The 24127-nt window shown below is 43.8% G+C and carries 19 protein-coding genes; 4 read left to right on the forward strand and 15 right to left on the reverse strand.

Annotation, left to right across the window (positions count from 1 at the left end):
* On the forward strand, nt 1-837 hold an 837-nt coding region (locus ABYB02_RS05375; RefSeq protein ID WP_372761432.1), incomplete at its 5' end, for a LysR family transcriptional regulator.
* A 74-nt stretch (nt 838-911) separates the two neighbouring features.
* Here the strand turns inward: ABYB02_RS05375 and ABYB02_RS05380 are convergent.
* The 8 genes from ABYB02_RS05380 to ABYB02_RS05415 form a co-directional block, all read right to left on the reverse strand.
* Nucleotides 912-2651 (reverse strand): SulP family inorganic anion transporter, encoded by a 1740-nt coding sequence (locus tag ABYB02_RS05380; protein ID WP_372761433.1) that lies wholly within the window; start codon nt 2649-2651, stop codon nt 912-914.
* Between the two features lie 224 nt (nt 2652-2875).
* Nucleotides 2876-3391, reverse strand: a complete 516-nt coding sequence (dps, locus tag ABYB02_RS05385; RefSeq protein WP_372761434.1) for a DNA starvation/stationary phase protection protein Dps — start codon at nt 3389-3391, stop codon at nt 2876-2878.
* A 266-nt stretch (nt 3392-3657) separates the two neighbouring features.
* A complete protein-coding gene (gss, locus tag ABYB02_RS05390) occupies nt 3658-5553 on the reverse strand; it encodes a bifunctional glutathionylspermidine amidase/synthase (protein ID WP_372761450.1) in 1896 nt (631 codons plus the stop codon).
* Nucleotides 5554-5676: 123 nt separating this feature from the next.
* Nucleotides 5677-6456, reverse strand: a complete 780-nt coding sequence (locus ABYB02_RS05395) for a DUF2189 domain-containing protein (RefSeq protein WP_372761435.1) — start codon at nt 6454-6456, stop codon at nt 5677-5679.
* 75 nt (nt 6457-6531) lie between these two features.
* Nucleotides 6532-7914 carry an MBL fold metallo-hydrolase RNA specificity domain-containing protein gene (locus ABYB02_RS05400; RefSeq protein WP_372761436.1) on the reverse strand — a complete coding sequence of 461 codons (1383 nt, stop codon included), beginning with the start codon at nt 7912-7914 and terminating at the stop codon, nt 6532-6534.
* Nucleotides 7915-7927: 13 nt separating this feature from the next.
* The gene (locus ABYB02_RS05405; protein ID WP_372761437.1) at nt 7928-8395 is read right to left on the reverse strand and encodes a cytochrome C; all 468 of its coding nucleotides are present in this window, start codon (nt 8393-8395) and stop codon (nt 7928-7930) included.
* On the reverse strand, nt 8392-9177 hold the full coding sequence (locus ABYB02_RS05410; RefSeq protein ID WP_372761438.1) for a slipin family protein: 786 nt from the start codon (nt 9175-9177) through the stop codon (nt 8392-8394). The genes ABYB02_RS05405 and ABYB02_RS05410 overlap by 4 nt, the downstream gene beginning before the upstream one ends.
* Nucleotides 9158-10594, reverse strand: coding sequence for a nodulation protein NfeD (locus tag ABYB02_RS05415; protein WP_372761439.1), 1437 nt, complete (start codon nt 10592-10594; stop codon nt 9158-9160). Before ABYB02_RS05415 ends, ABYB02_RS05410 begins: the two co-directional genes overlap by 20 nt.
* 223 nt (nt 10595-10817) lie before the next feature.
* Between ABYB02_RS05415 and ABYB02_RS05420 the strand changes: the two genes are divergently transcribed.
* Nucleotides 10818-12176: a rhodanese-like domain-containing protein gene (locus ABYB02_RS05420; RefSeq protein WP_372761440.1), complete on the forward strand. Its 1359-nt coding sequence runs from the start codon at nt 10818-10820 to the stop codon at nt 12174-12176.
* Nucleotides 12177-12214: 38 nt separating this feature from the next.
* On the opposite strand, the gene ABYB02_RS05425 is transcribed toward ABYB02_RS05420, so the two are convergent.
* From ABYB02_RS05425 to ABYB02_RS05440, 4 genes are all read right to left on the reverse strand, one after another.
* Nucleotides 12215-12760: a hypothetical protein gene (locus ABYB02_RS05425; RefSeq protein ID WP_372761441.1), complete on the reverse strand. Its 546-nt coding sequence runs from the start codon at nt 12758-12760 to the stop codon at nt 12215-12217.
* A 161-nt stretch (nt 12761-12921) separates the two neighbouring features.
* Entirely contained in the window at nt 12922-15189 is a 2268-nt protein-coding gene (katG, locus tag ABYB02_RS05430; RefSeq protein ID WP_372761442.1) for a catalase/peroxidase HPI, read from the reverse strand.
* A 322-nt stretch (nt 15190-15511) separates the two neighbouring features.
* On the reverse strand, nt 15512-16861 hold the full coding sequence (locus ABYB02_RS05435) for an L-cystine transporter (RefSeq protein WP_372761443.1): 1350 nt from the start codon (nt 16859-16861) through the stop codon (nt 15512-15514).
* A 295-nt stretch (nt 16862-17156) separates the two neighbouring features.
* Nucleotides 17157-17543 carry a hypothetical protein gene (locus ABYB02_RS05440; protein WP_372761444.1) on the reverse strand — a complete coding sequence of 129 codons (387 nt, stop codon included), beginning with the start codon at nt 17541-17543 and terminating at the stop codon, nt 17157-17159.
* Between the two features lie 229 nt (nt 17544-17772).
* On the opposite strand from ABYB02_RS05440, the gene ABYB02_RS05445 reads away from it, so the two are divergent.
* Nucleotides 17773-18246: a VOC family protein gene (locus tag ABYB02_RS05445; protein WP_372761445.1), complete on the forward strand. Its 474-nt coding sequence runs from the start codon at nt 17773-17775 to the stop codon at nt 18244-18246.
* Nucleotides 18247-18294: 48 nt separating this feature from the next.
* On the opposite strand, the gene ABYB02_RS05450 is transcribed toward ABYB02_RS05445, so the two are convergent.
* Nucleotides 18295-19437, reverse strand: coding sequence for an alkene reductase (locus ABYB02_RS05450; protein WP_372761446.1), 1143 nt, complete (start codon nt 19435-19437; stop codon nt 18295-18297).
* A gap of 136 nt (nt 19438-19573) precedes the next feature.
* Here ABYB02_RS05450 and ABYB02_RS05455 point away from each other — a divergent pair, with 136 nt between their 5' ends.
* A complete protein-coding gene (locus ABYB02_RS05455) occupies nt 19574-20458 on the forward strand; it encodes a LysR substrate-binding domain-containing protein (RefSeq protein WP_372761447.1) in 885 nt (294 codons plus the stop codon).
* A 19-nt stretch (nt 20459-20477) separates the two neighbouring features.
* Here the strand turns inward: ABYB02_RS05455 and ABYB02_RS05460 are convergent, their stop codons facing one another.
* Nucleotides 20478-21749, reverse strand: coding sequence for a mechanosensitive ion channel family protein (locus ABYB02_RS05460; protein ID WP_372761448.1), 1272 nt, complete (start codon nt 21747-21749; stop codon nt 20478-20480).
* Between the two features lie 119 nt (nt 21750-21868).
* Nucleotides 21869-23752 (reverse strand): propionyl-CoA synthetase, encoded by a 1884-nt coding sequence (locus ABYB02_RS05465; protein WP_372761449.1) that lies wholly within the window; start codon nt 23750-23752, stop codon nt 21869-21871.
* Nucleotides 23753-24127: the final 375 nt, after the last annotated feature.

Below are 24127 nucleotides of genomic sequence, written 5' to 3' on the forward strand. Positions count from 1 at the left end.
GCGCGCTTATCGGTTAATCGCAGTACCATGAGTATGGCGCTATCAACGTTAGAAGATCAGCTAGGAACCGCATTATTTATTCGTAGCGGTAACAGTATGCAGCTAGCGCCAGCAGGGGAAAAAATAATAGATGATAGCATTCGCTTAATTAACTTAGCTGAAAGTATTAAGCACCGTTGTTTACATGATGACGAACAACTTCCACACCGCTTGGTGATAGGGCGTGATGATGCCTTGCCTGAAGCGTTTTGGCGCGAGATTATTCGCAGTATTCGTACGCGTTACCCAGGAATATCGCTAGAAATGCATTATGCGAGTGCAAATAGCTTGCAGCAAATGGTTGAAGACGGTTTTATGGACTTAGCGTGCTGCTTAGATCAAAGCTTGTACCCTAATACGCAGCTTCCGGTACAAGTATTAGGTTGGGTGGCACTGCACATGGTGATAGCAACAGATCATCCATTAGCGCAAATGCGCTACGTCAGTAATGAAGATTTAGCCAGTGTGCCGCAAATAGCGTATTTAGATTTAAGCCAAAGCGATGTGCAAACCAATGTATCGGAGCGTTACGATATTGCCTTGAGTAGCTTTGAACTTATTCGCGATGCGATTAGCGATAAACTGGGTTGGGGCTATGTACCAGAGCCACTGTTAAAAGGCTTTCAGCCTCAAGAATTGCTGCGCATTGCCCATGGCTATAATGTATCGTGGCATGGTTATGTTGCTATATCACAGCAAGTAGTTGAAAACGAGCAACCGATAATACGTGATATTCGTCGATTGATTAGCGAGCAGATGATGGCTTTGCCCGGTATTGATACCAGCGTGCCTCAATAGCTTTAATTACGTTATAGCTGGGGAGTGTAACCGTGCAGCGCTTTATTACATAAAGCGCGAACGGATACTATTAATTACAACGGAGTTGCTTGTGCGTCATCGCTGGGCGAGTCAAATAACGCGACTTCATCACTGTGTTGGCTAACGCTATTTTTTTTCAATGCTACATACAAGTCGGAATGCACGTAAATACCATGTTTACCCGAGAGCATGCCGGCAATGGCAAACCACGATAGTAACTGCCGTTTTCTACCAGCGAGTTCCAGTCGAATGCCCCGTTTTTTAAAGATAACGTCGAGATCGGCAAGCATCGCCATCACGCTTAAATCTAAATGCGTAAAGCTGGGCACAGCATCAATAATCACGCATTCAATGTCGTCTTTTTGTCTGGCATATTGCTCTAATAGCCGGCGTTTAAAGTAACTGGCATTAAAGTAAGTTAATGGCGAATTAAAGCGGTAAATAAAAATACCTTGCACTGATTTAGCTTTATCGGTGGCATCTAAGCTTCTTACTACGCCGTTAACATCGACGCCTAATATATTATCGGTAGGGCGCATAACGGTGCGAATAAATTGAAATAGCCCCAGCAATACGGCAAGGGTAATGCCGGGTATTACGCCAATAAATAATACCGCCAACAGGGTAACCAGCGCTAAGTAAAATGCTTGGCGGTCTTTGCGTTTTAATTGCCATACCGCTTTTAAATCTAATAAATGTACAGAAGCAATAATGAGTACCACGCCCAGTGCAGCACTGGGAATAAACTCAAGTGGCGCGGTAAGGAAAATAGCGATAATGGCAATGATAGCAGCGGCAATAATAGAGACTAGCTGTGTTTTTCCCCCATTCGCATCGTTAACTGCCGTACGCGAGTCGGCGCCACTGACCGCAAAACCTTGCGATAACGCCGAGGCGAAGTTAGCAATCCCCAGCGCTCTAAATTCTTTATCGGCATCAATGTCGTAGCCATTTTTCGCGGCGAAGCTGCGTGCGGTGAGCATCATACTGACAAAGCTCACAATGGCTAAGTTAAGTGCGGGCACCACCAGTTCACGAATAATTCCGATATCAAACACCGGTGTTTGAAACACGGGTAGCCCACCGGTTACTGTGCCTATTGTTTTAATTTCGAACTGTTGTAAATCAAACAGCCACACACCTATAGCACCAAAGGCAATCGCAAACATGGCTGATGGCCACGTGGGTTTAAGCCGTTTCATGGCAAAATAAATAGCTAAGGTAAGCAACGCCATTAATAAGGTAGGTAGATGGGTTTGCGATAAATAGCTCGGTACGCCGCCTAAACGCTCAAGTAAATAGCGTTCGTCAAAGGTAAAGCCAAATACTTTAGAAAATTGCCCGACAATAATCGTAATGGCAACTCCGTTTAATAACCCCATTAAAATAGGTTTTGATAAAAAGTCAGCCAACACCCCGAGCTTAAATTTACTGGCGATAAAACACCAAAAACCCGTCATGGCGGTCATGGTAACGACTAGCTGCCAGTGTTTAAAACTATCGCCTGCAGCAAGGGGCGTCACCACCGCAGCGATAACCGCACAGGTTGCGGCATCGGGGCCGACGATTAATTGTTTAGAGGTGCCAAATAATGCATAAAGCAGCATAGGTAATATGCAAGAATATAATCCTACCGCGGCGTTCACCCCAGTCAGTTGTGCATATGCAATTGCCACTGGCAGCGCCACGGCAGCTACAGAAAATGCCGCTCTAAAGTCATCCGCGAGCCATTGGCGCTCATAATGAAGCAATGTATTTAAACCCGGCATAAAATGATATAAACGCGACAGCACCACAGTCTCCCTGAAAATAGTAATGGCTGTTTGATAGTAAGTTTAATAAGCAAATAAGTATATAGCCAAGACGCTGGAGGGAGGGCTAAATTAAGCCGTAGGCGGTGTTTAATAGCGATGAGTTTTGTACTTTTTAAAAATAAAAAAAGCCCCACAATGACTTGTGAGGCTTGCTAGCAAGTTTAATCATGTAACCAATGTCGGTGCAATGGCACCTACACTAATTAGTTTTGTAGTTCGCCGCTTGCCGATTCTATGTGAGCACGAACAAACCATTGAAATTGCTCTAACTCTCCTAGCTGACTGGTGATCATATCTTCAGAAACCGGATCAAGTTCAGCCAGAGTGTTAATGGCGTTGCGGTGATCGCTATTAATACCGCTATAGACTTTATCGAGTGCGCCTAAGTGATCTGTTGCTAAGCCTTTTCCTATAGGGTATTCATCCCATGTACGGCGTTCAACAATTGATTGCGGAGTGCCTACTGGCACACCGCCTAACGTGGCGATACGCTCTGCGATAGTGTCGGTCATTTCACGTATCACTTCTACTTGTGGATCAAGCATTTCGTGTACACCAATAAAATTAGGCCCCACAACATTCCAATGAATATGCTTAAGCGTAAGTTGTAAATCAAGTAACGCAACCATGCGATTGTCGAGCGTAGCAATGGTTTTTTCTGCGGCTTCGTTACTCATACCTGGTGCAGTAAAGTGTGCGGCCTTGTTACTATTACTCATAATGTCTCCTTGTTTATTCATATTTTGCTCAAGGCAATGCCATGAACTTGATCTGCTGGTAACGAAGCAATAGCTATGCCTATATATTTAAAAATTTAAAGTTGTTTAAAAACAGTAGTTTATTATTTTTATTGAGAGGGTAAGCTATCACAGCAGTGCCTTTTGCTGTGAAAAGGCTGCTGTGATTTGTAAAATATGCACACAGAGTTACATGGCTAATGCGTTGTAATTCTCGGCATTAACGCCATTAAATACCCAGCTTATGGCTATTCTTTAGCTATAAAGTGGCTGTCATCACTAATACGTAACGCCATACAGTCACTGTGACCATTAATGATCATACTTTTATCTACCCGCACACCTGCGCCTGCATATTTACCGGCGGCGGTAAAACTACATATTTGCACAAAATAATCTGCTACCTTAGGTAAGGCAAATAACTGTTGGTAGATTTGATCTTGCGACGCAAAGTGGCCGCTTGTTTTTTCAATGAGCTGTTGTTGTTGATCAATTAATTGAATATTTGCTCCACAGCGGCCCACAATAGGTTTCACCACATAGCCACTTTGTATTAACTCGTCGTTTAGCTCAAAGGCGCTATGAAGTAAAAATTTATGATTAGGAAATAAGCTCCATAACACTGGTAAAATGGCTTTATTGCTGGGGATTAATGTCCACAGGGGTTCAAATACCATAATATTTTTCCGCAGTAGTACATCGACCAACCGTGGGGTTGCACCTGCTTGCCATTGCGGTTCAAAGCTTGCCGATTGCCGTTGTTCGGCTTCACACTCTTGGCGTATTTGGTCTAACGCGGTTTCCCATGACCATGTTTTCCATACGTAATTCAGTGTGTCGCCTGCTGCATCAATGATATTACCCGATGCATCCCAGCTGAGTTGTTGTAAACCGATAATCACTTTACATTCAAAGCCTGCCGCTTCAATGGCGTGTTTCATAAATAAGGCATGATAGTGCTCTTCGGCATCGTCATCTTGTAAAATATGCACTATCCCCGTCACTTCACTTTTACGCCAAGCTTTCACTAAGTCTTTAAATAGCGTCTGACCGGCATCATAGCCGTGTTTAACACCAAAGTGTTTTGCCCATTTACCTTGTACTTTGCCGCTTTCCATATAACAAGAAGCGGAGTCGCAGTTGTATTCGTACACTTTTAACCCCGCGGGGGTTAGCGCAAAGTCAAAGCGACTGGTAATCAATTGATTTAAGCGGTTATCCCATGATTGACGGATCTTAGTTAATACTACCTCAGGTAAATTAAACTTTTGCAATAGTTCAGGGTGTTGTAGTACATAATCGGTGGCATGCATAAACAAACCGTGCAGCTCATTTGTAGCGTGTTCTAGGGTGTGCTGCGCCGTGTGCGAAATAGTAAAATAGCGATGTTGATCGGCGTTATTTGAAGTCAGTTTATGGCCTTGCATCATATCGACGTAGGCGGCTTCATCATCATTTGCAATATTCAGCCATGACTTATTCACTTGCCCAGTATCGGCCACCGTAGCGGCATTGATAACCAGTAAATCGTTATTTAGTGCTGGAGTTGGCTCGGCATATTGGCTGTCGGCGGTTTGTGTCATCCAACCTAATATAGTGGCATCGCTGTACGAGCATTCAATCCAATAATCGCCGTCTTGAGTGATTTTGGCTTTCAGTTCACGGCACCAATTTTGACCTTCTGGCCACGTTTGATGTGCTACATTTTGTTCAGCAAGGCGAATTTTATCAGGATGAACTTCTACTACGATGGCAACATGACCGGTTTCTTCAAACTCACCGCCTTCTTCCCAAATCAGTAGGCTACCTACTGTGGGATGCTGTTTAGCACCATTGCGATAGGCTTGTAGTGGCAGCCTTGTTTGGCTACTGACCTCGCGTACAGAGCGCAGCTCAAAAATATCATATGCCATGGCAATATCATCAAAAATATAACCATAATTGACATACATCCAACGTCTTGCAAACTCGACACATTGCCACTTGTAACCCATATAAATGCCATCGAGGTAGCTGCGATATGCGCTGCGGTTAGGGTAAGTATGTTCATCGGCAGAATCATAATCCGATGAATAAACAGCAACGTTACCCGGCGCATAACCAAGTAACTCACCAAAAGTACGCGCCGAGGCTGAAGATTTCATCACAATAGGGTCAAATTATAACGGCTGCTAATTTGCTGACTATAGGAGCGAAGTTGCTCGATAGCAAGCTAACCTTTTATTTTATACGTGATAAAAGCTGAGCGGCTTTTTAACGCTTACTATTTATTCATACTCTCTGGGCTTTTTGGTTTTTATAACGGCGATATAGGCATGCCAACTGGCATAGCTTAGCAGTGGCATAATAACGATAAACCCTGTGGCACCTAACGCAAAGCCTAATGCAACCAATATAAAGATACACGCAGACCAGACCACCATGGCTAAAAAATTAACTCTAACGGCATTAAATGAAGACACTACAGCGGTCATTATATCGACCCGTCTTTCCATCATTATCTGTGGTGTAAATGCAGAGAGTGCAAATACCGTGACCAACAATACGCCACCAATCAGGGTACCTAAGGTTAAAAATGCCGATAACTCTTCAAAAGTAGGGTTGCTGTGGCTTGGATAAAGGGCATGAATTAGTGCCGCCAGTCGCATCCACACTATCATGATAATCATTAATAAAATGGCAAACCCCCATTCACCTACAGGGTTACGAAACATTGATTTTAGGGAATGACCAAGAGTGGGAGTGTGCCCCTTTTCAAGTTCCCAAGCGACATCGTATAAGCCAACGGCAAAGGCGGGACCTATTAACGTAAACGCCACCGTGGCGGGTAAAATCACTAAATAGGTATCGGTAAAGATAGCTGAATATACAATGGCTAGGGGGATCAAGGTAAAAACTAAGCCATAAATTAAGCTTAAAATGGGAGCTTTTGTCATATCTTTAATGGCTAATGCTAACCAATGAAACGCTGCAAAAGTAGCGACTTTATTGCTCTCTAAACAGCGCGAAAATGGGACGTTTTTATCTACCGAGTTTATTTTTGGCATCTACATGCTCCTTTTTTATTCATTCTTTAGGTTTAGAACATAAAGCTTTTATTTACAACTAGGTATAGATTAATTTTAAATAACTATTTTTTGCTTATAGCTGGCTTGAGTGACGTTAGCATGATGTTGATACTTTAATTTTTGTGCCAATATCTCCATTGCTTGTTCTTCGCCATGTACTAACACCACCGGCGGCGTATTTTCAAACGCTAAGTACCAATCTATTAAACCTTGCTGATCGGCATGGGCAGAAAACCCGCCTATGGTATGAATATTGGCGTTTACTTGTATTTTCTCTCCCCACAGCACAATATTTTTAATACCATCGACCAGTGCACGGCCTAAGGTTCCTTTTGCTTGAAAGCCAACCAGACATACATGGGCATTTTTACGCCAAATGTTATGTTTAAAATGGTGCTTAATGCGCCCTCCGGTACACATACCACTACCGGCAATTATAATAGCGCCTGATTTAATTTGATTTATTTTCATCGAGTAGTCGGTGCTTTCAGAAAGGTGCAAGTTAGGTAAGTCAAAAATACCATGCTGTTGATGCGCTATTTTTTGTGCTTTGCTATCGTAAACATCGGTATGTTTGGCATAAACGTTAGTGGCTTTTATACCCATTGGGCTATCAAGAAATATTTGCCAATTGGCGAGCTGCCACTGTAAAAAGTGGCGTTTAAATTCGTACAATAACTCTTGCGTTCTACCCACGGTAAAAGCGGGGATCAGTACATTGCCTTTGCTGCTTATAGCGTGCTGGATGATCTCGCCCATTTCTTGCCAAGTTGCTTCCCAACTGCGATGCAGACGATCGCCATAGGTGCTTTCCATGATCACTAAGTCAGCATGCTTTACATGATAAGGGTCGCGGAGTATTGGAGCGTCTTTATGGCCTAAGTCGCCACTAAACACCACCGTTTTAGTCACTCCATCCTCCGTTAAACTGAGCTCTACAATGGCTGAGCCAATAATGTGCCCAGCATCTCTGAGTGTTACAGTAACACCTTGGCACAGCTGTTTTGGTTGATCATAATTTAGCCCGCTAAAATACTGTAATGTGGTTTGTGCATCATCGGTACTGTAAAGCGGCTCAAGTAGCGGTAACCCTTTTCGTTGGCGCTTTTTATTTTCCCAGAGGGTATCTTTTTCATGAATGTAGGCAGAATCAAGCAGCATAATTTCGCACAAGTCTACCGTCGCATTATGTGTATAAATGCGCCCATGGTAGCCTGCTTTGATCAGCAAAGGTAAGCGCCCTGAGTGATCTAAATGCGCATGGCTAATGATAACCGCATCGAGATCATTGACATTAAAAGGTAATGGAGTGTGATTGCGTTGCTCATGACCACCTTGGATCATGCCACACTCCAGTAAAATGTTTTTATCGTTAACCTGTAACAGGTAACATGAGCCGGTTACTTCGCGGGCTGCACCGTAAAAAGTTATGTTCATTTTAGCTCCATCATTACTCTCGTGAATAAAGTGGGTAACGTGGGTAGCTGGTACGACGATACGGGACTAATGAATAATTAGGTTGTAGAAAAGTTACCAAATTTGTCAGTTCAGTGATGGTCATCTGATCATTAAACACTGTCATATTTGATTTGCCCGTTGCATCTTTGGCCATGAGGGAGCGTGGACTAGAAAATTTATGCGAAGGGTTAATGATCGACGTGACTAATTCTGCGTAAGTCACAATCTCGGTTTTGTCGCCGCCCAAAGAAATTGATATTTCAGGGTGTTTTTCAACCGTTGGATCTTCCACGCCTTGCAGCGTGTGACACGCTAAGCATTGGTATTTTAAAAATACCGCTTTACCAGCGTCAATATCACCTTTAGGAAGACTAAAGCCACGCGGGGAGTCAACCCCTTTATCGCAGCCAGCTAACGCTATGATTGTGAGTGCGCATAAAGTTAATGTCATTGCTTTCATAATGATTCCTTAGTGTGTTTAGCTGATTTTACTAAACCGCTGATCAGCTCTATAGGTAAGGGGAAAATAATGGTGGAATTCTTTTCCCCAGCAATTTCAGTTAATGTTTGTAAATAACGCAGCATGATGGCATCAGGCTCCTGTGACAGTTGCTTTGCTGCTTGCGTTAGCTGGGTTGAGGCCTCCATTTCACCTGTGGCATGGATGACTTTTGCTCTTCGAGTACGCTCAGCTTCTGCTTGCTTAGCGATGGCGCGAACCATAGTTTCATTTAAATCGACGTGTTTAATTTCGACGTTCGATACTTTTATGCCCCAGCTATCGGTTCTTACATCTAAAATAGCTTGAATATCGGCGTTTAACATATCTCTGTTAGCGAGCATTTCATCAAGCTCATGCTGTCCGAGTACCGAGCGCAAGGTGGTTTGCGCGAGTTGTGAAGTGGCTTGCAAGTAATTTTCGACGTTAATAATCGCTTTTTGGGGATCGATGGCTCTAAAGTAGATCACCGCATTTACCTTTACCGACACATTATCGCGGCTGATCACGTCTTGGCTGGGAACATCCATCACCACGGTACGTAAGTCTACTTTGACCATTTGTTGAATAAATGGGATCACCAAAATAAACCCTGGGCCTTTGACTTTATAAAATCGCCCAAGTAAAAATATTACCCCGCGCTCATATTCACGCAAAATGCGAAACGCACTGAAAAGAAGCGCAATAATTAAAATGAGCAGTGAGCCAGTAAACAGCTCTGTACTAGTAAATAGTTGTGTCATTATTTTGCTCCTCAGTGTTAATAAATATAGCGGTTGCGGGCGCCAGCACTAAGGTTAAACCGTCTAAAGCTTGTACCTGCACCTGTTGATGTTTTTTTAATAAAGCGGCGCTGCTCGCAGCCCAGCGCTCACCATTAAAATAAACGTAGCCATTGCCAATAAAGTCATTTTCTACGGTGACCCACGCGTTAATAATTTGCTCTTGACCACTGACAATTTTATTTTTCCGAGCGCGGTATATAAAACCCAAGGCAAACACAATAAATCCCCCCGTGACGAGCGTAAAACTAGCAATAATAGGCAGTGATACCTTAAATTGTGCAAACTGAGTGTCGAATAAAAATATTGAGCCAACCGTAAAAGCCGTTATACCGCCAATGCCAAATACGCCGAAACTGGGCAGCATTGCCTCCATAGTAAGCAGCACAATACCTAGTAAAAGCAGGGCTGCACCGGCAAAGTTAAGTGGTAATAACTGCAACGCGTACAGCCCAATCAATAAAGCTATGCCGCCGACAATGCCTGCAATACTGATCCCGGGGCTATAAAACTCTAATAGCAACCCATAAATACCCACCAACATTAAAATATAAGCAATATTAGGATTGGTGATTGTGGCAATAAACCGGCTGCGCCAATCGGGGGTTTTATTGATGATGCGTGCATTGTGTAGCACTAAGGTTATATTGCTGCGCTGTACAGAGACTTGCTGCCCGTTAAGTTGCTTTAGCAAAGCGGGCGGCGATGCGGCTATCAAGGTAATGACATTTTCTTTGAGTGCTTCTGTTGCGGTTAAGGTAGCCGCTGCGCTCACTGCTTTTTCAGCCCAATCCGCATTACGCGCGCGCAACTGCGCAAGTGAACGAATATAAGCAATGGCATCATTGAGCACCTTATTATCCATTGCCGACGGTTTACTTTGCTGGGTGTTATCGTCGTTGCTAGCTGGGGCCAAGGGGGAGGTCATATTGACAGGCGTGGCCGCACCAAGAGTCGTGGCAGGCGCCATTGCTGCAATATGGCAAGCATACAGTATATAGGTACCCGCACTGGCTGCGCGCGCCCCTTGGGGATAGACTAAGCACGCAATTGGAATGCGCGAGTTTAAAATACTTTTATTTATATCTCGTAAGCTGGCGCTTAAGCCACCTGGGGTGTCGAGGGTGATAATAATTAACGGAGTATTGGGCTGTTCATTGGCGCTATTTATTTCTCGGACTAAATAGTCACTAACAGCGGGGCCTATTGCACCTTTTATAGTGAGTAACGGCACCGATAACGTTTCTGTGTTTATAGCGTTGTGCTGCTCAGAGGTTGTGGTAGTGGGTGAGGATAACGATGTTGCTGCTGACGTTACTGGGTATGCCATAATTATAGCGCTAAATAATAGCCATAAACCCCGTATCAGTTTACACATAACCATTTCCACATATAGGTTACCTTTTAGTTTAGTAAAGGATGGCTAATAACTCTAATTTGGGCTGTAAATAACTTTGCTCTAGCGCCATAAGGCGGTTTCCCTAAGCTTAGTTGTAAATAGTGAAATGTTGACTATTATCATGCCTATGACTGTTAGCTATAAGTCGTTTTATAGTACTGATTTTATTTATAAATTTATTTAAAGCGGATAGGAGGTGAAGATGTTTATCGAAACAATAAAAACCCCAGGATTAGCTCACTTATCCTATATTGTTGGCTCTGCAGGGGAAGCGGCGGTGATTGACCCACGTCGTGATGTGGGTGCTTACATTAGCATTGCTAAACAGCATGACTGTCGGATTAAATATATTTTTGAAACACACCGTAACGAAGACTTAATTAGTGGCGCGGCAATTTTAGCCAAGCTTACGCAAGCCGAAGTTAAACACGGTCCAAATGCTGATGGAAAAGTGCAATACGCCGATATTGTTAAACAGGGCGAGCGCTTTAAAGTAGGTCATATTTGCTTAGAAATACTTGAAACCCCAGGGCACACTAAAGACAGCATCAGTATTTTATTATTTGATAGTGAATATGACTCAGGAGCGGTAGGTGTATTTAGCGGTGATACTTTATTTGTAGGTGATGTGGGACGGACTGATTTTTATCCAGAACAAGCTGCTGAAATGGCGGGTATGCTGTTTGATAGCTTGCAATTAATTGCTGATAAAGCCAAACACGCCATTGTGTATCCGGCGCATGGAGCGGGCTCTGTTTGTGGTGATGGTATGGCAGAGAGAGAGTTCTCTACGGTGGCGCATGAGCTTAGTAATAACCCGATGCTGCAAATAAACAAGCGCGATGAGTTTATTACTAACAAGCTCGCTGAGCAGCATTATCGTGCCCCGTACTTTTCAGTTATGGAGCAGCTAAACCTTGAGGGTGCTTCGGCCACTAATGCACCGCGCATAGTGAGCCCACTAAAGCTGATAGAGCTGCAGTCACAAAAACATGGCTGGCTAATTGATGTCAGGCCGGTAGAAGGATTTTTAGCAGCACATTACCCCGGTAGTGTATGCTTGCCGGTGGCTATGCTTACGGCCTACGCAGGCTGGTTATTCCACCCTGAAGATAATATTACCCTTATAGCGCAAGATGACGCCATGGCCAGTGCTGCAGCGTTGCACTTAGCACGGATTGGCTTTGATAATACGCAGCGCTACGTCGTGGGCTCTTTTACCGAGTTTGCAGCGATGGGAGGTGACTTTACAACGTTAGATACCCTAACAGCGGCTGAAGTAAAAGAGTTACAGCAGCAAGACTGGCAGCTTTTAGATGTGCGAAAAATAACTGAGTATCAACAGCGGCATATCAAAGGCAGTCAGCAGCTATTTTTAGGCCATTTGGCGACCAGTCTAGATCAGCTTGATCCCGAGACTCACTATATCACTATGTGCGCCAGTGGCATGCGAGCGTCGGTTGCCGCGAGTTACTTACGCGCTAACGGCATCAACAATGTAAAAGTATTTATGGGCTCGTTAGGAGCATGGCTTAACGCCAGCTACCCCGTGGAGGGTTAAACTAGCCAGCACTAATAAATAGCGAGTTACTTAGCTTTTTAATTAAGCTTTATAGCAAGGTATTTTACTGTATCGCCACTGACTTGCGCTAAAAAGTAAATATGGTGATATTTAAAATACTGTTGTCCTTTGATGGTGATTGGCTCAGCCCCTGTGGGCAATGAATTGTATAATTGGCCTAGTTGGTAGCGGTTAGCAGGGATGACTTTTAGCGCCTGATTAACGCGTACTTTAGGGGCATAAATTTCGCTATAGCCAGTATTATTGATAATATAATACACCTTTTGTTGTGGGTAATGCGTGCTTGTATAGTGGTGGGCGCGCCAGTGACGCACCGGTTGCGAATGCATATACCAGCCGTGAGGGGTTATATTTCGCGGGTAGCTTCTGTGGTAGTTACGAAAGTAGTGACTGCGGTGATTGCGAAACTGTGGACCATTTAAATGCAATCCTTGACTAGGCTTCACAGGGTGTTGCAACACTTTACCTTGAAACAACGGCTCTTTTTGAACCTCTGGGTTTGTCTGCGCATTACTTGAAAACGCAGTTATTATAAGTGTGGCTAAGAAAGGCGTTAGTTTCATGGTTCACTCTCTTTACTACGTGCTTATAATTAATACTAGCCTAGTAAGCTGAATCGTCACTGATTGCCAAGCGTGTCATGCAGCTTTTGATAGGCCCACTGCGTTGGAATAAAAAGCGCTGCAATTAATTGCAGCGCTGTGGTTGTATTACTTAATGGCTATTAACGGTCTAAATTCATTACTTTAGTCCATGCCGCAACAAAGTCTTCTACAAACTTTTGTTTTGATGTATCAAAGGCATACACTTCAGCAACTGCACGTAGTTCTGAGTTTGAAGCAAAGATCAGATCAACCGAAGTGGCGGTGTACTTTTGCATCCCCGATTGACGATTAAAACCTTGATAAATGCCAGCATCTGACGATTTTTTCCATTCCGTTGACATATCTAACAAGTTAACGAAGAAATCGTTATTTAGTGTACCTGGCTTGTCGGTAAATACGCCGTAGTCAGTGCCTTTATAGTTTGCATTAAGTGAACGTAAGCCACCTATTAATACAGTCATTTCAGGAACTGTTAGATCAAGCTGATCCGCTTTATCAATAAGCATTTCTGTTGGCGATTTATAGCTTTTCTCTGCATCAAAGTAGTTTCTAAAACCATCGGCAGGCAGCTCTAATAAGCTAAATGCATTAACGTCAGTTTGCGCTTGCGTAGCATCGCCACGACCAGCATTAAACGGCACGTCTACTGAGTGACCTGCATCTTTCGCTGCTTTTTCAATCGCTGCATTACCACCAAGTACAATTAAATCAGCAAGCGATACATGGCGTTTGCTAAATAAGCTGTCGTTAAAGTCAGCTTGAATTGCTTTTAATACTTTGAGTACTTTTGCGGTTTCTGCTGGATTATTTACTGCCCAATCCTTTTGCGGTGCTAGCGCAATACGTGCACCGTTGGCACCACCACGCATATCTGAATCACGGTAGCTAGCAGCCGATGCCCAGGCTACACGTACTAACTCAGGTACACTGAGGTTTGAATCTAAAATAGCGGCTTTAAGCTCTTTTACTGCACCAGCGTCAATGTTTGATTGGGTCTCTGCCGAAATAGGGTCTTGCCAAATTAACTCTTCTTTAGGGACTTCTTTACCTAAAAAGTTACGTGATGGTCCCATATCTCTGTGAGTTAATTTGTACCATGCTTTAGCAAAGGCAAGTTGATACTCTTTTGGGTCGTTTAAAAAGCGTTCTGCAATTTTGCGATATTCAGGATCAAATTTTAACGCTAAATCGGCTGTGGTCATTACTGGTGGGTTAAATTTATCTTTAACGTGCGCATCAGGTACGGCGTTATGTAATGATTCATCTGTCGGGACCCACTGAATAGCGCCAGCAGGGCTGCGAGTTTGTTTCCATTCAAAGTTAAGTAGGTTGCTTAAGTACAGTGATGACCAGCGGGTAGGTGCTTGTGTCCATGCGCCTTCTAAACCACTAGATACGGTATCTTCAGAGTGGCCTTTACCACATGTGTTTTTCCAGCCTAAACCTTGATCTTCAATACCCGCTGCAGCAGGCTCTGCACCCACACAGTCTTTAGGTTTGTGCGCACCATGCATTTTACCAAAGGTGTGACCACCGGCGATAAGTGCAAGAGTTTCTTCGTCGTTCATTGCCATGCGAGAAAACGCAACACGAATATTTTTAGCTGAACCAATAGGATCAGGAACACCTTTTGGGCCCTCAGGGTTTACATAAATTAAACCCATGTGAGTTGCACCTAACGGGCGTTCTAATTTGCCGCTGGCATCTTCACGGTCGCTGGCAAGCATTTCTACTTCAGGGCCCCAGTAAACCATGTCTGGTTCCCAATCGTCAGTACGACCACCAGCAAAACCATAGGTTTCAAATCCCATGTTTTCTAAGGCAACGTTACCTGCTAATACGATTAAGTCTGACCATGAAAGTGCTTCTCCGTATTTTTGCTTAATTGGCCAAAGTAAACGGCGTGCTTTATCTAAACTTACGTTATCTGGCCAGCTATTAAGCGGTTCAAAACGTTGTTGACCACCACCAGCGCCACCACGGCCATCAAGCGTACGGTAGGTACCTGCACTGTGCCAGGACATACGAATAAAAAATGGGCCATAGTTACCAAAATCTGCTGGCCACCAATCTTGAGATTGAGTCAGTAGGGCGTCAATGTCACTTTTTACAGTGTCTAAATCTAGACTGTTAAATGCCTCTGCATAATTAAAGTCACCGCCGTAAGGGTTTGAACGTAGATCATGATCGCGAAGAGGAGATAGGTTAAGTTGATCTGGCCACCAAAATTGGTTGGTTCTGGTTGCGCCCATTTTTGCCTCACCCATGCCTACAGCACCTTGTGGCTTAGACATTTGTGGTTTTTCTTGACTAAAAGCAGAGCCAGACATAAGTGCCATACTTATAAATCCAACAAGCGCTTTTTTTGTAAATGATCGGTTTTTCATTGTCAGCTTCCTTAAAGTTAACGAATTTCGTTATATACAAAGCGTATTACGACTATTAAAAAATAGAGTCTAATAATTAAAAAATGAGTAGGCTGTTAAGTCATTCAAGCTGGTGTTAACCAAGCTTGAATGACTAAGCTGTGGGGATAGTATAGTAAGGGGCAAAAAAAGGTGTGCGAAATAAAGCGATTAATACAATCTGTAAAACTGATTTATTATAGTTAATTGATTAAATAAATGAATCACAAATGGCTGAATAGCTTTGTAGGGCGGCAGGTATAAAAAAGCCCAGCAATGGCTGGGCTTGGCAATATTAAGCTTATTAAGCTTGTTGCGGTGCTTTGATAAACTTACTGGTAATGACGCCAGAGGTCATGGCACCGGATACATTGAGCGCAGTCCGCGCCATATCAATTAATGGCTCAATTGAAATCAGTAACGCAACAATTTCAATCGGTAACCCCATGGTGGGTAACACCACTAACGCGGCAAAAGTTGCGCCGCCGCCAACACCCGCAATACCAAACGAGCTGATCACCACAATACCTATTAGCGGTAAAATAAACTCAAACGTCATCGGGTCGATGCCTACGCTAGGTGCAACCATCATCGCTAACATAGCAGGGTAAATACCCGCACAGCCATTTTGCCCTATGGTTGCGCCAAAAGAAGCCGATAAGTTTGCAATAGCAGGGGGAACTTTTAGCTGATTAACTTGCACATCGATATTCATTGGAATTGATGCTGCAGAGCTGCGCGAGCTAAATGCAAAGGTCATTACTGGCCAAATTTTAGTAAAATAATGCTTAGGATTGACACCCACAAAGCTTAATAACACGCCGTGCACCACAAACATTAAAATAATGGCAAGATAAGACGCAATAATAAACGCTAGTAAATTAAGGATATCGCTCGCACTTGAGTTAGCCACTACGTTTGCCATTAAGCCTGCAACCCCGTAAGGCGTGAACGAAATAACCATTTTTACTAAGCTCATTACCGTGGCTTGTAATGCGTTGACCCCGGTACGAATGGGGCTTGCAAGTTCACTGCGTTCAAGCATGACTTTACGTGCTGCAATGCCCACTAATACGCCAAAAATAACCACCGCAATAATAGAAGTTGAGCGTTCGTTAGCTAAATCAGCAAACGGGTTTTCAGGAATAAAGTTTAATAACATTTGCGGCACGCTTAAATCGGCCACGCTAGCCGCTTTGCTTTCTAAGGTGCTTAATTGCGCGACTTCGCGAGTACCGGCAACTAAACCGGTAATATTTAAATCAAAGCCATAGGTAACGGCAATACCAACTAGGGCGGAAATAGCAGTGGTAAAGAGTAAAATTGAAATACTCACGAAAGAGATTTTGCCTAACGAGCCTTGGTTTTCAAGCTTAACCACTGCGGCAATCATAAACACTAATACTAATGGCATGATGACCATTTTTAACAGCCCAACATAACCTTTACCTACTACAGCAACCCAGCTTAATACGTCGTTAATAACTTGAGGGTGTTCGGCAAATAAAAACTGCAGCAACAAACCAAATGCACTGCCTAACACAAGGCCAAATAAAACGGTACGCGATAACGTTTTGCTTTTTTGCGAAAAAAGATAAATCGCAACCAGCAATCCAGCAAACAAAGCCAACATTAAAGGGACAGCAAGCGACATAATATACTCTTCGTAATAGTGATTAAGCCGCGCACTGTAACGTTTTAGCTTGGTTGAAGACAAGACGCTTTTGCTATGAGTTAGAAGAAATTGATATGCTTTGCTAATTTTTAGTTATAAGTAGTAAAAATCTCGTGTGATTAATTGATTTTTTACGTTTTGGCGGCCACTTTTGCCTGCAGTTTTGTTGTAGTGAATGGGGGGATATGTTGAATGTGCAAGATGCACTCATTTAATAGAGGGTACTTCGCTTAGCTGCTTAAATAATCGTTAAGCAGCTAACAATGGCATAAGCTTATATCATTTGCGCATCAATATGGCGCATTAAATTAGTGACCCAGTTAATGTACTGACGATGAATTTTTTTACCGTTATAGTTAAGGTTAATGGAATCTTGGTAGCTAATAGCATATTGCGTTTGATTATAGTCAATACTCACCACTAGCTGATGAGTGCGAATATCGAGCACGCCCTTTATTTTACCTTCACTCACTGGGGCGCATTTCCAGCCTAATTGGATACACGCTTTTAAAATGCCCGTTGCTACATCAGCTTGACTATTAATGATGTTTGCGGTTTGAGGGATGGGGTTTTGCTCAAAATTTCGCACTGGTACAGATGTAGAGCAGCCAGCAAGGGTTAATAAAGTGCTGGCGATTAAGATAGCGGCTTGCTTTTTCATGGTATTCCTTTTTGATTTGCAGTGGTGTGGATTAAAGTTTAGGCACACATAATTATTACTAACATCGCAATTGAGTGCCACTTTTATTTATAACTATTCGCATTGCAGCCCTGCGTGTTTTTAAATTTAGGCTAATCTTTAGTGAGTAAATAAATACTTTAACTCGCGTGCGATTGCTCAAATTACACTACTTTTTTGCGTGAGTAGGCGTTGTTTCGAGGAGACTATCATGGCCGTGTCAGCAATACCCAAAGGGTACCATTCACTCACCCCTTATTTAATTATCGACGGTGCACAACGCGCGATTGAATACTATTGCGCTGCATTTAATGCGCAGCAAGTTATGCAAATGCCGTTACCCGAAGGCGGTATTGCCCATGCCGAACTGAAAATAGGTGACTCGCATATTATGCTTTCGGACATGTGCCCCGACACGCACTTTAATAGCCCAGAACAATTAGGCGGCACGCCAGTCAGCTTAGTATTATACGTAGAGGATGTAGATAGCGTATTTGCTAATGCGCTGGCGCTTGGCGGCACAGAATTACGGCCATTACATGATCAATTTTATGGCGATAGATCCGGCACATTAAAAGATCCGTTTGGGCATATATGGACTGTGAGCACGCATAAAGAAGAGGTTAGTGAGCAAGAGTTATTGCAAAGAATGGCTGATTTAATGAGTAAAGATCAAGATGCTTAAGTGAGTTAATGCGCTGTATATGTGTGCCATCCGTGGCGTTTTGATAAGTTAACTGTTGGTATAACTCGAGTAGTCGCTGTATCCAATGTCAGTACCGCCATACATAGTGGCAGCATCGGCCTGATTTAAAGGCCATTGGTGTTTAATGCGTGTAGGTAAATCGGGATTAGCAATAAAAGGGCGGCCAAAAGCAAATAAATCACCATAACCTTGGTTTAAAATACGCAGTGCTTTTTCTACTGTGTATTTTCCTGCATAAATAATACGCCCAGAAAACTGTGCTCTGGCTGCTTGATAAAACTGCTCTGGTAAATCGGGGGCATTATCCCAGTCGGCTTCTGCAATCGATAAGTAAGCAATACCCGCTTGTTCAAGTATTTTAATCGCTTCTATATAGGTAGTGTGTGGATCTGATTCCACTAAACCTAAATACACGCGTGTTTCATCGGTGCTGCTAAACAGGGGGGCAAAGCGCACGCCTAAACGCTCGGGCCCTACAACGGCACTTACCGCGGCAACGATTTCTTGTAAAAAACGTAGCCGGTTAGTCAACGAGCCACCGTATTGATCATCACGCTGATTAGTATGCTGAGAAATAAACTGATTAACTAAATAGCCATTCGCACAATGTAACTCAACGCCATCAAAACCCGCCTCTAGGGCGTTGCGTGCTGCTTGTGCGTACATTGCGACTAGTTCACCAACTTCCTCGGTCGTTAATGCGCGCGGTGTGCTAGGTTCACTTAATGCCCCTGTGCCTGGGCCTGTTTCAATAAATACTTTAACGTTATCGGCGGTGATGGCACTCGGGGCAATAGGGGCTGCCTCATTCGGTTGTAAGCTGGTATGCGACACACGCCCCACATGCCATAGTTGAGCAAATATAATTCCCCCTTTTGCATGCACCGCTTGGGTGACTTTTTTCCAGCCAGCTATCTGCGCTGCAGAATGGATGCCGGGAGTCCATGCATAACCTTGGCCGCGCGGTTCTATTTGCGTGCCCTCAGTAACCATAAAACCGGCACTGGCACGCTGTGCGTAATAAGTGGCCATGAGGTCGTTGGCAATATTACCCGGTTGCGTGCTGCGTGAGCGGGTTAACGGTGGCATAACAATACGGTTTTTCAGTGTGTATGGGCCCAGTGTAGTAGCTGAAAACAGGGGGCTATTATCTTGTGTCGTTTGATTCATTAAAGTTCTCTCGTTAATAAAACCGACATGGAATGTCAGTTAAAGTTTTAGTTATGCGGTGTATTAAGTGGCATTGCTAAGCATAGAATTTTGAGGGTACAATTTGAAACAAGCTTTTATTGTATAAGATACAATTATGAATGGTATTAATAGGCTCGATATAAAGCAGCTTAGGGTGTTTAGCGCCTTGCTTAAGTTAAAAAACGTGTCGCAAGTGGCGCGCAAAATGGGGTTAACACAGCAAGCTATTAGTGAGCAGTTACGAAAGCTTCGTGATTTGTTTGATGATCGCCTGTTTATACGCCAAGGCAATAGTATGCTGCCAACGCCGAAAGCCCTTACTATGCAGCAACCGATTAACGCTATTTTAAAGCAACTGGAGATGTTGTTAGCGCCCGATGAATTTACACCGCAAACGTATAAAGGCGTATTCACGATTAGCGCAACTGACTATGCCACGCAAGCTTTGTTGCCACAGCTGTTTAATATAACGCGGCGTGAAGCACCGGGGTTACAGCTGATTGTGCGTGACTTTGCCTCAGACAATGTAAATCAACTCATTGCGGCGGGGGAGCTTGATTTATTGATTAGCTTTCCTGAATTTATTCCCGACAACTTAGCGTACGTGACCTTACTTGAAGAGCAGCACTTGTGCGTGACCGGTTGCGCTAACGAGCAGATAAAGGAGCCGTTAACACTGGCACAAATTGCAGCTTATCCGCAGCTGGTGGTATCTCCTTCGCGGGCTAACTTGCGTGGCTCTCACGATCAGTGGTTTGCAGCAAAAGGGCTGAAACGTAATATTGTAATGTCGGTACCTAGTTTTTCGGCGGTGCCAAATATTTTGCATACCACAGATATGCTCGCCTTTTACCCATCGCGATTATTACCCAATAGTAAAGTCCACGCCTTAGCGGTTGAGGCATTACCACCGCCGTTTAAGGTGATTGCCGCTTGGCATCCGCGCAGTAGTGATAGTGCCATTCATCGCTGGATACTCGCACAACTGCAAGGACTTTAATGACCATACAGTGCAGGGCTTAGTGTTTTCCTAACGATAAAGAGCGTATATCACTGCCTGTTGGCGACTCATGGGCTTTTAGATTAAACACCGGTAAAATAGCCAGTATATGATCAAAAATGTCTGCTTGAATGCCCTCATATTCAGCCCAAACCGTGGTATTGGTAAAGGTGTAAATCTCGATAGGTAACCCTTTATTGGTTGGCTCAAGCTGCCTCACCATGAGGGTCATATTATTATGAATTTTAGGATGCTGTTTTAATAGCGCGATTAAGTAATGCCTAAAGGTGCCCACGTTGGTTAAGCGGCGGCCGTTTAGTAAACAGCTCATATCCTGATTGGCGTTTTCGACGTTAATCGCCGCTATTTTGCTATCTATATATTCAGTGAGTAAATTCGCTTTTCTAAGCTCACTCAGTTCGTGTTCATCTAAAAAGCGCACGCTGCTCATTTCTAAGTGAATACTGCGTTTTATTCTGCGCCCGCCAGATTCTGACATACCGCGCCAGTTTTTGAACGAATCAGAAATAAGTGCGTAGGTGGGAATGGTGGTAATCGTTTTATCAAAGTTTCTGACTTTTACCGTGGTAAGGGCAATATCAATCACATCGCCATCGGCGCCATATTTGGGCATTTCTAGCCAGTCACCTACCGCCAGCATGTTATTAGCAGAAAGCTGTATACCGGCCACTAAGCCTAAAATAGCATCTTTAAATACCAGCAATAAGACTGCCGATAATGCACCTAAACCACTGAGTAAAATAAGCGGCGATTTATTCATTAATATCGACACCGCTAAAATACAGGTTAATACGCTGGCGATTAACTTAATGGTTTGTAAGAGTCCCCTCAGTGGGAAGTGGGCTCTTACCGCGCGCCGATCGGATATGGCCTGAAAAATATCCAACAAGGAAAAAAGTGATAATAGCGAAAATAAGATGATCCATTGATCGGTGACCATCTCTATGGTGTGTAAAAAACTGTTGTCTGCGGGGATCCACAGTCGCGCTTGAATAACAACCACGGCGCCTTGAAATACAAACGAAATATTGCGAGCGAGTTTTAATGCTAAGTCTGCGGGGGTTTTACTACCCGGTTGCAAAATCCGTTCGCTGAAGCGGCCTTTAAGCAGGTGCTTTGCAGTATTTTTAATGATTAAATGCAACACAATGGCGAACAGGGCGATCCAGCACAGTACTAAAATGTCGTACCAAAAATAGGCGCCGCCGGGCAGGTACTGCTCAAACCAGCCCAGTAAAAACGTCCGTAGCTCAGCTCTTAGCTCTGTCATTTAATCTCCGTTTATATCATGTTAAATAATTAACTTACTCCGTGGTTATTTAAGCAGAAGGCGAGTTGAAAGTCTATCTTCACGGGGGAAGATAGACTGTAAGTAATTGCCAGTTATGATTAGTTTTCAATAAGTTGCTGACTTAGCTCGGCAAAAATACTCGGATCATCTATGGTCGAGGGAATTTGCAATTCTTCGCCATCAATTAATTGACGTAAATTTTTGCGTAAAATTTTACCAGAGCGTGTTTTAGGTAAGCGCTCCACACACATAATATTTTTAAGGCACGCAATAGCGCCAATTTGGTTGCGGACCGATTGCACTAACTCTTGTTGTACTTGTTGATGTGAGCCATTAAAACCATCTTTAAGTACCACCATGGCCATTGGGTTTTGCCCTTTAAGCGCATCGTTTACGCCAAATACAGCACACTCGGCAACGGCCGGGTGGGCGGCGACAATTTCTTCCATTTCACCGGTAGACAGTCTGTGGCCGGCAACGTTTATCACATCATCGGTTCGGCCCATAATAAATAAATAACCGTCTTCATCGATATAACCGCCATCACCCGACAAGTAATAGCCTGCGTATTCGCTTAAATAACCTTGCTTGTAGCGTGCGGTATTTTCCCAGATGGTTGCTAAGCAGCCAGGTGGAAGCGGCAGTTTTATTACCACAGCGCCACTTTCGTTAGGGGCACACTCTTCACCGTCCATATTTAAAATACGCACATCAAAACCCGGTGTTGGCACCGTTGAGCTTCCCGGTTTAGTGGTTAAGTGTTCAATACCAATCGGGTTACAGGCAATCGCCCAACCGGTTTCGGTTTGCCACCAGTGATCGAGCACCGGTAAGCCAGTTTTCTCTTTTAGCCATTCATAGGTGGCCGCATCAAGACGCTCACCGGCTAAAAACAGTCGTTTTAAACTTGATGTGTCGTATTTTTTGAAGCCCTCGGCATCGGGATCTTCTTTTTTAATTGCTCTAAATGCAGTGGGGGCACTAAACAGGGCGGTTACATTATACTCTTCAACCACACGCCAAAAAGCACTGGCGTCGGGAGTGCGTACTGGCTTGCCTTCGTAGAGTACGGTGGCACAGCGGTACATTAATGGCGCGTAGACTATGTAGGAGTGACCCACAACCCAGCCAATATCCGAGGCGGCCCAAAACACTTCTCCAGGACGCATACCATACACATTTTCCATACTGTAATTTAGCGCCACAGCATGACCGCCATTTTCACGCACCACCCCTTTAGGCAACCCAGTGGTACCTGAGGTATATAAAATATACAGTGGATCACTACCAGCAACGGGGACAGGATCGACCGCCGTGGCTGTTTGCATCGCCTGTGCCCAATCAATATCTTGGCCACTATTAAGGGTGGCAGTTAGTTGTTCGCGTTGATAAATAACACAGTGAGCAACTTTATGGTTGGCGCGCGCAAGGGCGTCATCTAACAAGGGTTTGTATGCAATGATATTACTCACCTCAACACCACATGACGCGCTTAGCACTAATTTTGGTTTGGCATCGTCGATACGCACCGCGAGTTCATGTGCGGCAAAACCACCAAACACCACAGAATGCACCGCGCCTAAGCGTGCACAGGCCAGCATGCCGATCACCGCTTGGGGGATCATTGGCATGTAAATAACCACGCGATCGCCTTTTTGCACCCCCAGTGACTGCATTACACCGGCAAATTTGGCCACTGCTTGTTGCAGCTGTGAGTAGTTGTAACTTTGTTTAGTATTAGTAACGGGAGAGTCGTAGATTAGCGCTGTTTGCTCGCCAAAACCGGCTTCAACATGTTGGTCAAGCGCTAAGTAGCTAGTATTAAGCTGGCCATCATCAAACCAATGGTATAAGTCATCACTGTCTTGTGTGTAAGCTTGCTGCGGGGCTTTAAACCAAGGAATACGCTTACTTTGCGCGAGCCAAAACTCGGCCGGGTTTTGTTTGAAGGCGTTATAATGCTGTTTATATTGACCTGACATAAAGGATCCTAAAACTGAAAAAAGTGTGAGAGATATTAAAAATTAAGCGTTTTTTGTGAATTATTATATTAGACCTTGGTCGGTTGAAATTTGCTCGAAATCGCTTTTTTACTATTTTATATGTTCTTCATAGTCGGCTTTGCAGCAAAGTGACTTAGTTTATTTTTAATACGTTGTTTGCATAGTTATGCATGCTCCGGCTTTTCTTGCTGTTACAGTGAAAACCACCTTGCTTAATTATCCAACTAAGCGTAAAATGCGCGCTCATTTCGGCTTTTAAACTATTAATTCCTTGCCTTAAACCGACCGGCCGAAACGGTAGAAGGCTCTATTAACCGTAAGGAATATCCATGCGTCATTACGAAATCGTATTCA

Origin of the sequence: Pseudoalteromonas sp., assembly GCF_041613455.1 — a bacterium.
Taxonomy (GTDB): Bacteria; Pseudomonadota; Gammaproteobacteria; order Enterobacterales; family Alteromonadaceae; genus Pseudoalteromonas.

Excerpts from the sequence above, each read along its gene's own strand:
- dps (WP_372761434.1), bottom strand. The coding sequence starts at position 3,391 with ATGAGTAATAGTAACAAGGCCGCACACTTTACTGCACCAGGTATGAGT.
- gss (WP_372761450.1), bottom strand. The coding sequence starts at position 5,553 with ATGAAATCTTCAGCCTCGGCGCGTACTTTTGGTGAGTTACTTGGTTAT.
- ABYB02_RS05395 (WP_372761435.1), bottom strand. The coding sequence starts at position 6,456 with ATGCCAAAAATAAACTCGGTAGATAAAAACGTCCCATTTTCGCGCTGT.
- ABYB02_RS05400 (WP_372761436.1), bottom strand. The coding sequence starts at position 7,914 with ATGAACATAACTTTTTACGGTGCAGCCCGCGAAGTAACCGGCTCATGT.
- ABYB02_RS05405 (WP_372761437.1), bottom strand. The coding sequence starts at position 8,395 with ATGAAAGCAATGACATTAACTTTATGCGCACTCACAATCATAGCGTTA.
- ABYB02_RS05410 (WP_372761438.1), bottom strand. The coding sequence starts at position 9,177 with ATGACACAACTATTTACTAGTACAGAGCTGTTTACTGGCTCACTGCTC.
- ABYB02_RS05415 (WP_372761439.1), bottom strand. The coding sequence starts at position 10,594 with ATGTGTAAACTGATACGGGGTTTATGGCTATTATTTAGCGCTATAATT.
- ABYB02_RS05420 (WP_372761440.1), top strand. The coding sequence starts at position 10,818 with ATGTTTATCGAAACAATAAAAACCCCAGGATTAGCTCACTTATCCTAT.
- ABYB02_RS05425 (WP_372761441.1), bottom strand. The coding sequence starts at position 12,760 with ATGAAACTAACGCCTTTCTTAGCCACACTTATAATAACTGCGTTTTCA.
- katG (WP_372761442.1), bottom strand. The coding sequence starts at position 15,189 with ATGAAAAACCGATCATTTACAAAAAAAGCGCTTGTTGGATTTATAAGT.
- ABYB02_RS05435 (WP_372761443.1), bottom strand. The coding sequence starts at position 16,861 with ATGTCGCTTGCTGTCCCTTTAATGTTGGCTTTGTTTGCTGGATTGCTG.
- ABYB02_RS05440 (WP_372761444.1), bottom strand. The coding sequence starts at position 17,543 with ATGAAAAAGCAAGCCGCTATCTTAATCGCCAGCACTTTATTAACCCTT.
- ABYB02_RS05445 (WP_372761445.1), top strand. The coding sequence starts at position 17,773 with ATGGCCGTGTCAGCAATACCCAAAGGGTACCATTCACTCACCCCTTAT.
- ABYB02_RS05450 (WP_372761446.1), bottom strand. The coding sequence starts at position 19,437 with ATGAATCAAACGACACAAGATAATAGCCCCCTGTTTTCAGCTACTACA.
- ABYB02_RS05455 (WP_372761447.1), top strand. The coding sequence starts at position 19,574 with ATGAATGGTATTAATAGGCTCGATATAAAGCAGCTTAGGGTGTTTAGC.
- ABYB02_RS05460 (WP_372761448.1), bottom strand. The coding sequence starts at position 21,749 with ATGACAGAGCTAAGAGCTGAGCTACGGACGTTTTTACTGGGCTGGTTT.
- ABYB02_RS05465 (WP_372761449.1), bottom strand. The coding sequence starts at position 23,752 with ATGTCAGGTCAATATAAACAGCATTATAACGCCTTCAAACAAAACCCG.